10 protein-coding genes are annotated in these 13,379 nt (G+C 39.5%); 6 read left to right on the plus strand and 4 right to left on the minus strand.

What is annotated here, in order from left to right; genetic code table 11:
• Nucleotides 1-4 precede the first annotated feature (4 nt).
• Nucleotides 5-487, minus strand: coding sequence for a helix-turn-helix transcriptional regulator (locus KMW37_RS15430; RefSeq protein ID WP_215225547.1), 483 nt, complete (start codon nucleotides 485-487; stop codon nucleotides 5-7).
• 460 nt (nucleotides 488-947) lie between these two features.
• Here KMW37_RS15430 and nrfH point away from each other — a divergent pair, with 460 nt between their 5' ends.
• From nrfH to ccsA, 3 genes are all read left to right on the plus strand, one after another.
• Nucleotides 948-1,589: a cytochrome c nitrite reductase small subunit gene (gene nrfH, locus KMW37_RS15435; protein ID WP_215225548.1), complete on the plus strand. Its 642-nt coding sequence runs from the start codon at nucleotides 948-950 to the stop codon at nucleotides 1,587-1,589.
• Between the two features lie 13 nt (nucleotides 1,590-1,602).
• Nucleotides 1,603-3,096, plus strand: a complete 1,494-nt coding sequence (nrfA, locus tag KMW37_RS15440; RefSeq protein WP_215225549.1) for an ammonia-forming cytochrome c nitrite reductase — start codon at nucleotides 1,603-1,605, stop codon at nucleotides 3,094-3,096.
• A gap of 63 nt (nucleotides 3,097-3,159) precedes the next feature.
• Nucleotides 3,160-6,270, plus strand: a complete 3,111-nt coding sequence (gene ccsA / locus KMW37_RS15445; RefSeq protein ID WP_215225550.1) for a cytochrome c biogenesis protein — start codon at nucleotides 3,160-3,162, stop codon at nucleotides 6,268-6,270.
• A 55-nt stretch (nucleotides 6,271-6,325) separates the two neighbouring features.
• Here ccsA and KMW37_RS15450 read toward each other — a convergent pair whose 3' ends face one another.
• Nucleotides 6,326-7,786 (minus strand): amidohydrolase family protein, encoded by a 1,461-nt coding sequence (locus tag KMW37_RS15450; RefSeq protein WP_215225551.1) that lies wholly within the window; start codon nucleotides 7,784-7,786, stop codon nucleotides 6,326-6,328.
• Between the two features lie 222 nt (nucleotides 7,787-8,008).
• Between KMW37_RS15450 and KMW37_RS15455 the strand changes: the two genes are divergently transcribed.
• Nucleotides 8,009-8,437, plus strand: a complete 429-nt coding sequence (locus KMW37_RS15455; RefSeq protein WP_215225552.1) for a DM13 domain-containing protein — start codon at nucleotides 8,009-8,011, stop codon at nucleotides 8,435-8,437.
• Nucleotides 8,438-8,470: 33 nt separating this feature from the next.
• Here KMW37_RS15455 and KMW37_RS15460 read toward each other — a convergent pair whose 3' ends face one another.
• The gene (locus KMW37_RS15460) at nucleotides 8,471-9,310 is read right to left on the minus strand and encodes an alpha/beta hydrolase (protein WP_215225553.1); all 840 of its coding nucleotides are present in this window, start codon (nucleotides 9,308-9,310) and stop codon (nucleotides 8,471-8,473) included.
• A 46-nt stretch (nucleotides 9,311-9,356) separates the two neighbouring features.
• Nucleotides 9,357-10,847 (minus strand): M14 family metallopeptidase, encoded by a 1,491-nt coding sequence (locus tag KMW37_RS15465; RefSeq protein WP_215225554.1) that lies wholly within the window; start codon nucleotides 10,845-10,847, stop codon nucleotides 9,357-9,359.
• A gap of 98 nt (nucleotides 10,848-10,945) precedes the next feature.
• Here KMW37_RS15465 and KMW37_RS15470 point away from each other — a divergent pair, with 98 nt between their 5' ends.
• Both KMW37_RS15470 and KMW37_RS15475 read left to right on the plus strand, forming a co-directional pair.
• Nucleotides 10,946-11,959, plus strand: a complete 1,014-nt coding sequence (locus tag KMW37_RS15470; protein ID WP_215225555.1) for a dipeptide epimerase — start codon at nucleotides 10,946-10,948, stop codon at nucleotides 11,957-11,959.
• Between the two features lie 39 nt (nucleotides 11,960-11,998).
• Nucleotides 11,999-13,057, plus strand: coding sequence for an aminotransferase class I/II-fold pyridoxal phosphate-dependent enzyme (locus KMW37_RS15475; RefSeq protein ID WP_215225556.1), 1,059 nt, complete (start codon nucleotides 11,999-12,001; stop codon nucleotides 13,055-13,057).
• Nucleotides 13,058-13,379: the final 322 nt, after the last annotated feature.

Below are 13,379 nucleotides of genomic sequence, written 5' to 3' on the forward strand. Positions count from 1 at the left end.
TCTCCTAAAAAATAAGGGAATTGTTTGTTGAAGGGTTATTGGAAGAAGTTAAATGAAAAGAAATTTTGTTGTTTTTTAATGGGGTCTGAATACAATCTTTTTTATAGAAATCATAAATATTGGTTTTGTTGAAATAGTTAAAGGACATATTCCTTTCGATTTCCCCTGGAGCAATTCCAAAAGAATCCTTAAAGCATTTACTGAAATATGCCGGACTATTAAATCCAACCTGATAAGCTATTTCTGAAATAATGTTTTTCTTTTCCGAAAGGTATTTATATGCTTGGAGTAAGCGGATATAACGGATAAACTTTCCAGCAGAAATACCTAGGTAATGCTTTAGTTTACGGTGTGTGTGTTCCCTGCTGTAGTGGAGGTTTTCAGAAAGTTGCGTTACAGAAAAATGGAATTCGCCTAAGTTTTTCAAAACAACTTTGACCGCCTCTTGGACAAATTGCTCATTTATTTCAGTAGAATTATTATTCATTTTAAAAGTCTTTTTAGCTATCGTAATCAAAAATAGAACTGTCTTTGTAGCATTAATTAATATAGATATTTTATAACTTATTAAAAAGTTGTTAGTCGTTCATTTTGAGTTGTTTAAATGATTATTCCACCAAGAATTTTGATGATTGACAATGAAAGTGATTTGACTGTAGATATATATAATAAAATCGGTAATGAATTCTTTTATTATGTAAATAATACGAAGGAGCTGTCCCTTTTAAAATATTGTTGGACAACAGTTGGTATCTTTAATTTTAGATGAAATGCCTGTATGATTTTATTGACACGGCTTTGTGGATTTTTATTTATGGTTAAATTTTAAAGTAAGATTTAATTATTTCTATAAATGTTTGTAGGAAATATTTTTTAACTTAAAAGTATTAAAAGTCAGTTGCTTACGTGTTTTTTAAAGAATCTTGTACCCTTTGAATTGCTGATATATGGGGTTTTGGCAGACTACAAAAAGAAGAATGTTTAGTTGGCATCTAATTCCACCTCATAAATGGAGGAAGCCAGCTATTGTGCTTGTGGCTGCCATATTCGGCCTTGGAATTTATTTGATAAAATTAAGTAATGCTACTTCCTACTTATCCGATGATCCCCAAGCATGTGTCAACTGCCATTTGATGACCCCGCAATACATTACCTGGGCAAATAGCTCACACAGGGAAGTGGCGCATTGTAATGACTGTCATGTCCCTCATGATAATGCATTTAATAAATATTTCTTTAAGGCTAAGGATGGATTATACCATGCATCCATATTTACCCTGCGCAAAGAACCTGAAGTAATCAGGGCATTGGCGCCTTCTCAGGCAGTGATTCAGAGCAATTGTATAAGGTGCCATGAAACACAGGTTACAGATGTCAAAACGATGGCATTTGTTCAGCATCATAAACAAAACCGAACAGACAGGACATGTTGGGAATGTCATCGGGATGTGCCACATGGCAAGGTAAAAAGTCTTTCATCAGTAGGGTATCAGATAGAACCTATCAAGGCCCATGCTCCAAGTGATCTGGAAATAATTCCCTCTTGGCTGAAGGCATCCATGGAAGCGAAAGAAAATACAGAAGAATAAAATCAATAGTGCTATGAAAAATTGGATTCTTTTTACGATGACCGCAGTCATTGTTTTCTTATTGGCAATGTTGGCATACTCCATTATGGATAGGAAGACAGAGGCAAAATTTGCTTATGTTCCCAAGGTAGATATCAATGACATCGAACCAAGGGACTCCATATGGGGGCTTAATTTTCCAAGGCAGTACCAATCCTATATGAAAACCAAGGATACATCCTTTCATAGTATGTATAATTCTAGTGGTCATGTAGCTGTTTTGGAAGAGGATCCTGAATTGGTGATTCTTTGGGCAGGATATGCTTTTAGCAAGGAGTACAACCAACCAAAAGGCCATGCACATGCAGTTGATGATATTAGGGAAATACTCAGAACGGGGGCTCCGATGGAAGCAGGGGAAGGTCCTATGCCCAGTACCTGCTGGACCTGTAAAAGCCCAGATGTCCCTAGGTTGATGAAAGAACTTGGGGTAACAGAATATTACAGTAAAAAATGGTCAGATTTCGGTTCTGAAGTTATCAACCCTATTGGTTGTGCAGACTGTCATAGCCCTGAGACCATGAACCTGACCATTACCCGTCCAGCATTGATAGAGGCCTTTGAATCAATGGGTAAGGATATCAATGCTGCAAGTCATCAAGAAATGAGAAGTTTGGTTTGTGCACAATGCCATGTGGAATATTATTTCGTTAAAAATGCACCCGGTAAAGAAGGTGCTCAATACCTGACTTTTCCATGGAGGGATGGGATGGACGAGAAGTCCGTGGAGGCCTATTATGACCAAATTGATTTTGCGGATTGGGTAAATCCTATTAGTAAAACGCCGATGCTGAAAGCTCAGCACCCTGATTATGAATTGTTCACATTGGGAGTGCATGCCAAGAGAGGTGTTTCTTGTGCAGATTGTCATATGCCATACAAAACCGAAGGAGGTCAGAAGTTTACAGATCACCATATTGGCTCACCACTCAGCAATGTTGAAAATTCCTGTTTTGTCTGTCACCGGGAGAAAAAAGATGATCTGATTTCTGATGTTTTTGAACGACAACGAATTATTAAGGAGGGCTCACAAAAACTGATGAGATTGATAGCTATGGCCCATATTGAGGCTGGCAAAGCTTGGGAACTTGGAGCTACACAGGAACAAATGGATAATATTCAACTTGGAATTAGGCATGCCCAATGGAGATGGGATTATGCGGTGGCTTCACATGGAGCGGCCTTTCATGCACCTTTGGCCACCAGCAGTATTGTGACTTCAGCAACGGGAATCATAGAGGAAACAAGAATAGAATTAGCCAGATTATTAGCGGATTTAGGGCATAATAAGCCTGTTGAAATGCCGGATTTTAAGGATACTGAGGCTTTACAAGCCTATGTGGGCTGGGATATCGAAAAGGATAAGGTTGCAAAGGAAAAATTTCTGGAAGAGGTGGTTCCTGTTTGGTTGAAAGAAGGGAAAAGGCGTGAGGAAGGTTATTCAGTCAATATGATTTCTGATAAATGATGGAAAAGCCAAAACAAGTATTGACTGGAATATTTTTAATTTGATTACCCAAATTGATGCCATATGAGATTATTAAGGTTGCTGGTATCCAGCAAGTTTATGTTGCTATTGTTGATCTTGTTTGCCATTGCTTCCGCTGTGGCGACATTTTTGGAAAATGACTTTGGAACTGCTGCAGCATGGGAAATGATTTATGAATCTATTTGGTTTGAAATGATCATGATTCTCCTGGCAGTTAATTTTTTGGCCAATATTAGGAGGTACCGACTTTTTACCAATAAAAAATGGCCTATTGGTTTATTTCACATTGCCTTTGTCCTCATTATTATAGCTGCAGGAATTACCCGTTATTTTGGGGAAGAGGGCATCATTCATATTCGAGAGGGGAATGCCCAAAATATTTATTACAGTAATGAGTCCTATCTCCAATTGAGGTCCGTTAATGGTGATGGCCATGAAAATTTTCAAAAGCCGATTACCCTTACTGCCAGCAGCAATTTGCCCGTAAAGGTAGAAGTACCTATTGAAGAAGGACTTCACCTGCAAATCAAGGAATTTATCCCCCATGCCAGAGTGGACTTTCAATCTGGAGATCAGGATTATCTCGAAGTGGCACTCACTACCGGTGGTGGCAGGGAGGACTTTACTTTGCCCTTAGGAGAAGAGTTGCAAATGGGAGCGATTGGCCTAGGAACTAGTTTGGCAAGCGATAGTCCTATTGTTATTTATCAAATGGATAGTACCTGGATGATCAAAACTAGTCAACATCTGCAAGTGATGGAAATGAGCACCCAAGAATTGGGAGTATTGCATGCAGGGGAGGAAAAGCCACTACAACTTTGGGCATTATATCAATGGCCGGAAGGTGCATTTTTGGTCAAATCCATTCAAGAAAATAGTAAACAGGTTTTTGTAGAGGAAACCGATCCCGAAATTGCAGAGAACCTTACCAATGCCGTCTTATTGGAGGTTTCTGATAATGAGGGGGAATTGGTTGAATCGGTTTATGTGCAACTTGTGAAGATCAATCCCAATTGGCACAGCTTTGATTATATGGGAAAGACTTTTCAAATCACTTTTGGGCCAAAGGCTAAACTTTTACCATTTTTTGTCTATCTAAAGGACTTTCAGATGGAACGCTATCCAGGCAGTCAAAGCCCCTCTAGCTATGCAAGTGAGGTAGTTGTGGAGGATGGAGAAAAGGCCTTTGATCACAGGATATTTATGAACAATGTGCTGGATTATAAAGGCTACAGATTTTACCAGGCTTCTTATGATATGGATGAAAAAGGAACAGTACTTTCAATAAACCGTGACAGATTGGGAAGTAGCCTGACCTATTTAGGCTATTTCTTACTGGGATTAGGGATGTTTTTTACTCTTTTTACCCTAAACAGTCGTTTCCAGTATTTAAATCTTCGGCTCAAAGATATGAAAAATATGACCACATTTTTTGTGCTGTTTTTAAATTTGGGCTTCGCTTATGCGAAGGAATCTCCATCTGAGCAATGGATAATCCCTCAAGAAAGAGCAGAAAAGTATGGCCAATTAGTTGTTCAGGATTTGGATGGTCGAATGAAACCATTGAACACTCTTGCCCACGAGATCGTCAGGAAGCTAACGGGAAAATCCGAAGTCCTACTGGAAGAGCGAGGAATTTCCCTCAGTCCAGAACAATTCCTGCTTGCTGTCCAAATGTATCCTGAGATGATAAGCAGTATGTCCATCATCAAAGTGGATCTCGATAAAGGAGCTCAAATATTTAAGTCTTTAGAAATTTCTGAAGGTGAAATGGTGAGCTTTATGGACTTTATTGGTCCAGAGGGGCGATACAGAATTCAGTCCATGGTAGAGCGGGCGAATATGCTCAAGCCAGCTGAGCGTAATGAGGCAGACAAGGAATTGCTTAAAGTGGATGAGCGCTTCAATATCTTTTATGGGTTGTTGACAGGCGGCTTTTTAAAAATCTTTCCAAACAGGGTGGATGAAAATAACACTTGGTTTACCAGAGAAAGTAATACCGACAGTTTTCCTGAAGAGGATGCACTATTTGTGAAAAACATCACCAATATTTATTTGCAGGGACTTAAAGATGGCTTGAACACAGGTGATTGGTCCAAGGCAGAGGAATCGTTGGGGTATATCGACCTTTTCCAGCAGAAGGCAGGAGCCGATGTTTATCCGGATGAGAAAAGGGTCAATGCAGAGCTCCTGTATACCGAATTGAATTTAGGTAATCGACTTTTTGGTTTATTCTGGCTGTTGGGTTTGGTCATGTTGCTTCTGGCCATATGGCAAATGTTTAGAATAAATTCCCTTAATACGACTTTATGGAAAATCGGTTTGCTGTTGACTGGCCTTGGTTTTTTTGTTTTTACCTTTCATCTGGGATTGCGATGGTATATCGCCCAACATCCGCCATGGAGTGATGGCTTTGAAATGCTCGTTTTTGTCGGTTGGGGCGTTTTATTCTTTGGCTTGGTTTTTTCAGGGAAATCCAAGTTTACTGTTCCTCTGGGCCTTTTGTTCTCAGGAACCTTGTTGTTTGTCGCATTTTTGGAATGGCTCAATCCTGAAATCACGAACCTGATGCCTGTTTTACATTCCTACTGGCTTAAGATTCATGTGGCTATTATTGTCAGCAGCTATGCGCCATTGGCTTTGGCGGCGATCATGTCATTGTTTTCTTTATTATTGATCGTCTTCAGGCCGAAACACCCAGATAGTTCATGGAATAAAAGCATTTTGGAGCTGGCCATAGTCAATGAGCTGGCCATTACTATCGGACTTTTTCTGCTTACCATAGGGACATTTTTGGGTGGAGTTTGGGCAAATGAAAGTTGGGGGCGTTACTGGGCTTGGGATCCAAAGGAAACTTGGGCTTTGATTTCAATTTTGATTTATGCTGCTGTTCTGCATTTGAGGTTGGTGCCTGGCTTAAAAAATTTTATGGTGTACCAATTGGCCAGTCTTTGGGCCTTTTCCTCCATCATCATGACCTCTTTTGGAGTGAATTATTATTTGTCTGGTTTACATTCTTATGCTAAAGGAGATCCTGTTCCCATACCTCACTGGGTGTATTGGTGCGTAGGTGTTCTATTGTGTATTTCAGTTGCCGCGAGTATTAGGTTTAAGGGCATGCCACCAAGTAGCAAGGCGATCTTGAAGGTTTGAATGAAGGCAATAAAAAAGGACTAAAGCTACTGGCTTAGTCCTTATTGTATAGAAATTATTTCCTTTCTTGGTCAAGTTCTTTTTTTCTCTTTTGTGCTTGTTCTAAAATGGTATCCAAGGACATTCGGTCATAGTATTGGCCATTGTTGATCACGGCAAAGATGTCTTGGGTAGCGCTGATACTCTCCAACGGGTTGCTGTTTAGAATGACCAAATCAGCCTGCTTTCCTTTTTCAACACTGCCCATACTGGATGATTTGCCCATAAATTCAGCGGCATTGATAGTTGCAGCTTGAAGTGCCTGTAGTGGGCTAAGTCCCGCCTCTTCAAATAGCATCAGTTCTTGGTGAAGTGCATAGGCTGGATAAACAAAAGTGTTCAATGCAGCAGCATCACTTCCCGCTAAAATAGTCATCCCTGCTTTTTGGATATAAGGAAGCTGCTTTGCGATCAATTGATAACGGACCTTGCTTGCCTCCCATTGTTTAGGGGTATAATCCTTTAGTCTGTCAATGCGCCACTGGTAGTTGGAGGTAAAACGCTCAGTTAGGTAGCTTAAGAATTCATCATTGGAATGATTGTCCTGATCATAATAAGCCAGTTGCTTCCCACTAATCAATGTAGGAGTAATGGCCAGTCCCAATTTTCCCAACTTTTGGTAGTTCATAAATGCGGAATCCTGATCGAAGTGTTCAGCATAGTAATTATTGGCTTCCCCTTTGGTCAAGGTGCCATCGGCCACCTTTTGGGCAATTTTATTCTCGTCCGTTCCCAACCTCAAAAAGTAGCTAGCATGCTCTACACTTGAAAGTCCTGCATTGGCCAGTTGTTCAACACTAAGGTCCAAGGGAACATGTGCGGAAACCAAAAATCCCCTGTCATGAGCTTGCTGGACACTTTTTAGGAAAAGGTCTCCTGACAATGCGTTTTCGGTCACTTTGACCAAATCCACTTGATAGTTTTCCAGGTTATCCAGCATTTGCTTTAATTCCTCTTCATTGGCTATTTCCAAGTCTCCTTTCCAGAAAGAGTCAATACCTTCCAGCTTTCTTCCTGCAGTGAAGATTTGAGGAGCAAGGAATTTGTTTTGTTCAATATCTTCCCTCCATTGAAGTACCTGTTCACCAAGGTCACTGGCCATATCCCTTACAGTGGTAATCCCATAAGCAATAAAAACAGGAAAAAGGGCCATATTGTCCTCGATCAAATCCTGACCTTCAAAATGCACATGCATATCCCATAAACCGGGGATAATGTATTTGCCACTGGCGTCAACCTGGTTTTCCAAAGGAAGCAGCTCTGTCAATTCCTGATCATCTGCTATCAGTTTGATCTTGGCACTGTCAATAAGAATGGCTTTGCCCTCTAGGATGCTTCCATCTTGGACATTGATAATTTTTGCTTGTCGGATCAGTTTTGCCTGAGGGGACAATTTAATATCCAAAGGTTTGGAGGGCTCGCATGAAAAAAGGCCAATAAATAATATCGCCAAAAATGAATTAATGATGTATTTCATTATAAAGTTATGTTTTAACAAATGATGGGTTTATATATAATTATCCAAAATTAGGAACTAGCAGCTTCAAATTTACTATGCTATCCAATTTATGATGGCCTTTCACCAAAAGTTAAGGATTCAGAAACAAATTTATATGGCTCAAAATGCGGTTAAATCATCGTTTTTAATCCACCTTCTGATTATTTCGTATATTTAATTGACAGTAATAATCCTTTGATCATGAAATATCTCGCTTTATCACTTTGTTTTATATTAGTTTTTGGGCTAGCCTGTAGCTCTGATGATACGGAACCCAATATTCCTTCCATGATGGCTGATGATAAGGAGACAGATGATCAATTAGGGGAGGTGTTGTATCAAGGAGATTTTATGGATGATGCACACCCTACTTCTGGCATTGCCTCAGTTGATCAAACAGGAAGTGCATTGGGCTTTACCAATTTTAAAACAGATAATGGTCCAGTTTTGGAGGTCTATTTGGCCACAGATAGGAAAGCAAGCGAATATATTTCTTTGGGAGAATTGAAAGGTATACAAGGGAATTATACCTATGATATCCCAAGTAATGTTGATCTAGAAACTCATAAGTATGTCTTGATCTGGTGTGTGGAGTTTTCCGTTAATTTTGGTTATGCTGTTCTAGAATAATATAATAGGCCAGTGCTCGGTGCTTTAGATTTTCTATTTGATTTCTATAATCGGTTCCTTTTTTAGATATCCTAGGGATTGTAAAAAATCATCAGTCTTGATGATAGTATCTTTATAATTATCTAACTGACTATAATTAAAGAAGCCATGTCCTTCACCCTCATAGAGGTTTAACTCACAGTCAGAGCCCAACTTTTTACTGACAGTTTGATAATATTTTGCCGTTTCCACTGGGATAAGTTTGTCTTCTGTACCAAGGAAGAATACTGTAGGAGGAAGGCCTGCTTTTAAATTGTGTAAGGGGGAAAAATCTTTGTATTGCTCACCTATTCGTTCATAGCCATAGCCTCCGGGGCCATTGTCAATGACCGGGTTGAAAAGCGCCAAGGCATTGGGAATACAGCTTATATTGACATCATCACTCGGATCATTGAAGCCTGGAATTACTGCTGTAGCAGCAGCCAAGTGCCCACCAGCAGATCCACCGGCTGCAATTATCTTATTAGGGTCTATATTAAAGTCATCAGCATTTTTTCGAATATACCTAATAGCTGATTTGGCATCCATCAAGGATTCAAAAGGACTGGTGTCATGGATATTCCTTATCCTGTAGTCCACCAAAAAACAAACTAAGCCCCTTTCAGAAAAATATTGCGCATGATGCTGAAATTGGCTTTTATTTCCACCTACCCAGCCGCCTCCAAAGAAGAAAACGATGGCAGGTTTATTATTTGCTATCTCTGTTGATGGAGGATAGTAAATCTCCATATATAGATTGGTGGTGTCTGCTGTTTTGTATAATAGTGTTTCCTGAGCAAAAGCCTGGCTGTAGATTAATAGCAGAAGATAGGTACTGATGATTTTAATTGTCATGAGTTCAAATATTACCTAAAGAATAAAAGGCTTAATGCAAGTTGGCTCACCAAATATGCTGTTTAAGGCCTTTGACTTCTGGCTTTTTAAGGTTGATAAGATAGCCATTAACCACCGCATAAGCCAACTCACCGTTTTTCTTTAAAAAGAAATTGGGGGCACTGCCTACATTGTATCCACTGGGAATACTGTCTTTTTCCTTAAGTACCAGAATAGGGAGGTCATGGAATGGAGAATCAGCATTGTTCTTCACTTTTACACCCAAGAAACCTTCATTTAATAGCTCCAATGCTTTTTCCTGGTTAAGGTCACTGATATGCTCAATAGTCTCAGTGGCCAATTTCCCTTCTGCATATTCAAGCCCAGAAGCATCCAGTTCTTTATATCCAAAATATACAGATAGGTCCCCTACATCATCAATCTGACCTTTTATGGCATAGCCATTGTCCATTTCCATATTTTGTCTTTTGATGCCCAGATCCAACTGATACTTATTCTTACCGTCATTGATGGTGACATTTTTTAGAATCAGGTCCATTAGTTTTCGGTCATTATCTGGAATGCGGAAATAATCTTCCACCGCATAATTTTTATAGTCACCATGGGCAATTTCATATAGGGCATTCAGGATAATCATAAAGTTGAGTTGACGGATATATTGCTTCTCAGGATCATTGGGATAGCCTCCGGACTCTATAAGGATAGTGCTGGTTCCCCATTTTTGAAAATTGTCTCCAAAGGCTCTTGGTTCGAAAGCATCATCATATTTTCCTACCTGTCCAGGTGTCACCTCTTGAAGGATTCTGTTCATGCCCACGATTACCTGCATGGCACGAGCACGGACATCATTTACCTCAGTTTTATAGTTGAAGGCAGGCGCTAGGACTGAGATCGTAGCTGGGTTAGGCGTTTGTTCTACATTATAATATATCTGTTGATCGTGGAGGTTAAAGCCAAAGCTTGGTGCAAATTCTTCCCTAGCAGCTTTTAGGATGCTTGCCTCTGGACTTACTTCCTTAATAGCATCTCTATTGAGGTCAATGCCATAGGCATTTCTACGGGTGAAAACTTCAGCACCGTCAGGGTTGATCATAGGGATAAAGTGGATACTAAGATTTTCAAGGATGAGCTTTCTGATAGTTGAAAAATCATCATTTTCAGCTTCAAAAAAGTTAAAAAGATCAAATAGAGCCATGGTAGCAGTGCTTTCATCCCCATGCATTTGCGACCATAGCAGTACCTTAATTTCTCCCTTTCCGATACTCAGTTGGGTTATATCCCTGCCCTGAACGGATTCACCAAGTTTAGTGAGTTCAAATTTTGCTGAATGTTTTTGAATCAATGGCTGTAGGTCCCTATGCTTGAACCTGCGATGGGTAATGGATTTTTCCTTGAAAGAATCATAAGCGGTTTCGAGGATTTCAGGCTCTAAGCCATTTACTGTTTTCTGTGGCTTTTCACAAGAGTACAGGAACAGCAATAAACCAAGGGCCAATAACTTTGATCCTTTAAATGATGAAATTATATGGTAGTTCATAGTACTTCTGTTCATCCTTTTCAAAATTCACTTTTTATTGTCAACCAAAATACTAAACTTCATAGATAATTAATATTTAAGGGCTAAAAATGGGGTAAATGAAACTACAAGTCTTTGTTAAACAGCTTCCACTGAAGCATACTTTTACTATTGCGCACCAAAGTAGGGATGTGCAAGAGACCCTGATTGTAAAATTGCAGGATGGGGACTTATATGGCTTGGGGGAATCCACGACCAATCCTTTTTATGGAATGACAGTGGAGAATATGAGTGCCGCCTTGGAAGAGGCCAGACCAATAGTAGAGAAGGATGAATGGGAAAGCCCTGAGCAACTTTGGGAAATGTGCAAGGAGATTTTTGCTAAAAATCCTTTTGCCCAATGTGCATTGGATTTAGCTGCCTGGGATCTTTTTACCAAGAACAAAGGCCTAAAACTTTATGAATACCTTAAGCTGGACCCTGCAGATATACCTACCACCAATTTTACCATTGGCATAGCATCCACTGAAAAGATGGTAGAAAAGATGAAAGAGATGGACTGGCCCCTATATAAAATTAAGCTGGGTACGGATCATGATATGGAAATCATTAGGGAGTTGAGGAAACATACAGATTCAGTATTCCGGATTGATGCCAACTGTGCCTGGACCGCAGATCAAGCTATCTCTTACTCTGAGGAATTAAAAAAGCTAAATGTGGAATTTATGGAGCAGCCTTTGGGTAAGGATGATCTTGAAGGGATGAAGCAAGTTTTTCAATATAGCCAATTACCAGTAATAGCTGATGAGAGTTGCATCATAGAGTCTGACGTAGTCAAATGCCATGGCCTTTTCCACGGTATCAATGTGAAATTGGTGAAAGCCGGTGGAATTACCCCAGGTCTCAGAATGATCTATAAGGCAAAGGAATTAGGTATGAAAACCATGGTAGGTTGTATGACAGAATCTTCAGTAGGAATTTCAGCAATTGCCCATATAGCTCCACTGTTGGACTATGTAGATATGGACGGTGCGATGCTGTTATCCAAGGATATTGCCACTGGAGTAACCATTGTGCCTGGAAAAGTCACGTTCCCTGATGGACCAGGGATTGGGGCGAAGCTTTTGGATTAAACCTGTTCAATTGGAAAACTGATAATTTAACATTTTAGCATGCAGCATCATCCGGTTCCACATAAGATAGGTCGTATTATTCCCTGGGAGGGGAAGGATTACCTTTATTTCAGTGGCACTGCCTATTTGGGGATGGGAAATGTTCCTGAGTTTGAAGAGATGATCATGGCTGGATTGATGCAGTATGGACCAAATCACGGAGCAAGTAGGTTTAGTAATGTCCAGCTTCAGGTTTATGATGAGCTTGAGCAGTATTTTGCTGAAGAGGCCGAGGCTCCTTTTGCAGCTTTATTGAGCAGTGGGTTTTTGGCAGGATATATTTGTAATAGTCTATTGGAAGAAATTTGTGATGAATTATGGCCAGCACCTGATGCTCATCCAGCTATATTACCCAATAGTCTAACGGTGGATGTTTCTCTTTCATTTGATGAATTTGTAGAGGCCTGTATTCAAAAAAGCCATACGTATAAAGGCAAGACTTTGGGGATTTTGTCCAATGCAGTGGATACCATCAAACCCTCAATTCATGATTTTCAATGGGTGGAAAAGCTATCTCCTGCTAACCAATATTATCTTTTGGTTGATGACAGCCATGCCTTTGGGGTTTTTGGTAAAGGGATTTTTGGTACCTATTCTTTTTGGAAAGACCTCCCCGTAAAATTAATAGTGACGGGATCTTTGGGGAAAGCTTTGGCTACTCCTGCCGGCATGATTTTAGGAGATGCAGCGTTTATTGGAAAGGTAAAGAACGGGGCCATGTTTAGAGGGGCTTCTCCTGCCACTCCAGGTAATTGTCAGGCATTTTTGCAGGCAGGTAGGTTATTTGCTCGTCAACAGGAAATACTCAGAGAAAATATGGATTATTTTTATGAAGGAATTCGAGGTTTATCTGGTTTATCCTTTGTTGAAAACTTTCCTGTAGTAACCTTAGTGGAATCCGGCTTTTCGGAGCCGCTTATGAAAGCCGGGATATTGATATCCTCTTTTTCATATCCCAGACCTGAAGATATTCCTGTAGACAGAATCATCCTTTCAGCTTACCATAGAAAAGAAGATCTAGATTTTTTAGTTGATCAGCTGTGTCAATTATTAAGGTAATACCTCATTTTTTGAGCTGGATATTTTTTAGTCTTTTTTGAGTGATTTAACAAATTAATTTACACCAGCGGGAATATTGGAAAAAATTCAGGTTAAAAAAAGCTTTGAAATAGTAGTTATTATAAGCCAATTTTTGCAAGGTTTACCCTTCATATAATTTTAAATCGACTAGCATTTACGCTGATTTTGTTGTAATTTTTTATATGTAAAAAATTGTAAATCAAATAGTTAAAATATTGATTTTAGTGTTTTTGGTGGTGGTAAAAATATTATATTTTATTTAGGCCATTTGTAAAAAAAATAGATATGTCCAGCTAAAGTT

The organism is Echinicola shivajiensis (genome assembly GCF_018642165.1).
GTDB lineage: Bacteria > Bacteroidota > Bacteroidia > Cytophagales > Cyclobacteriaceae > Echinicola > Echinicola shivajiensis.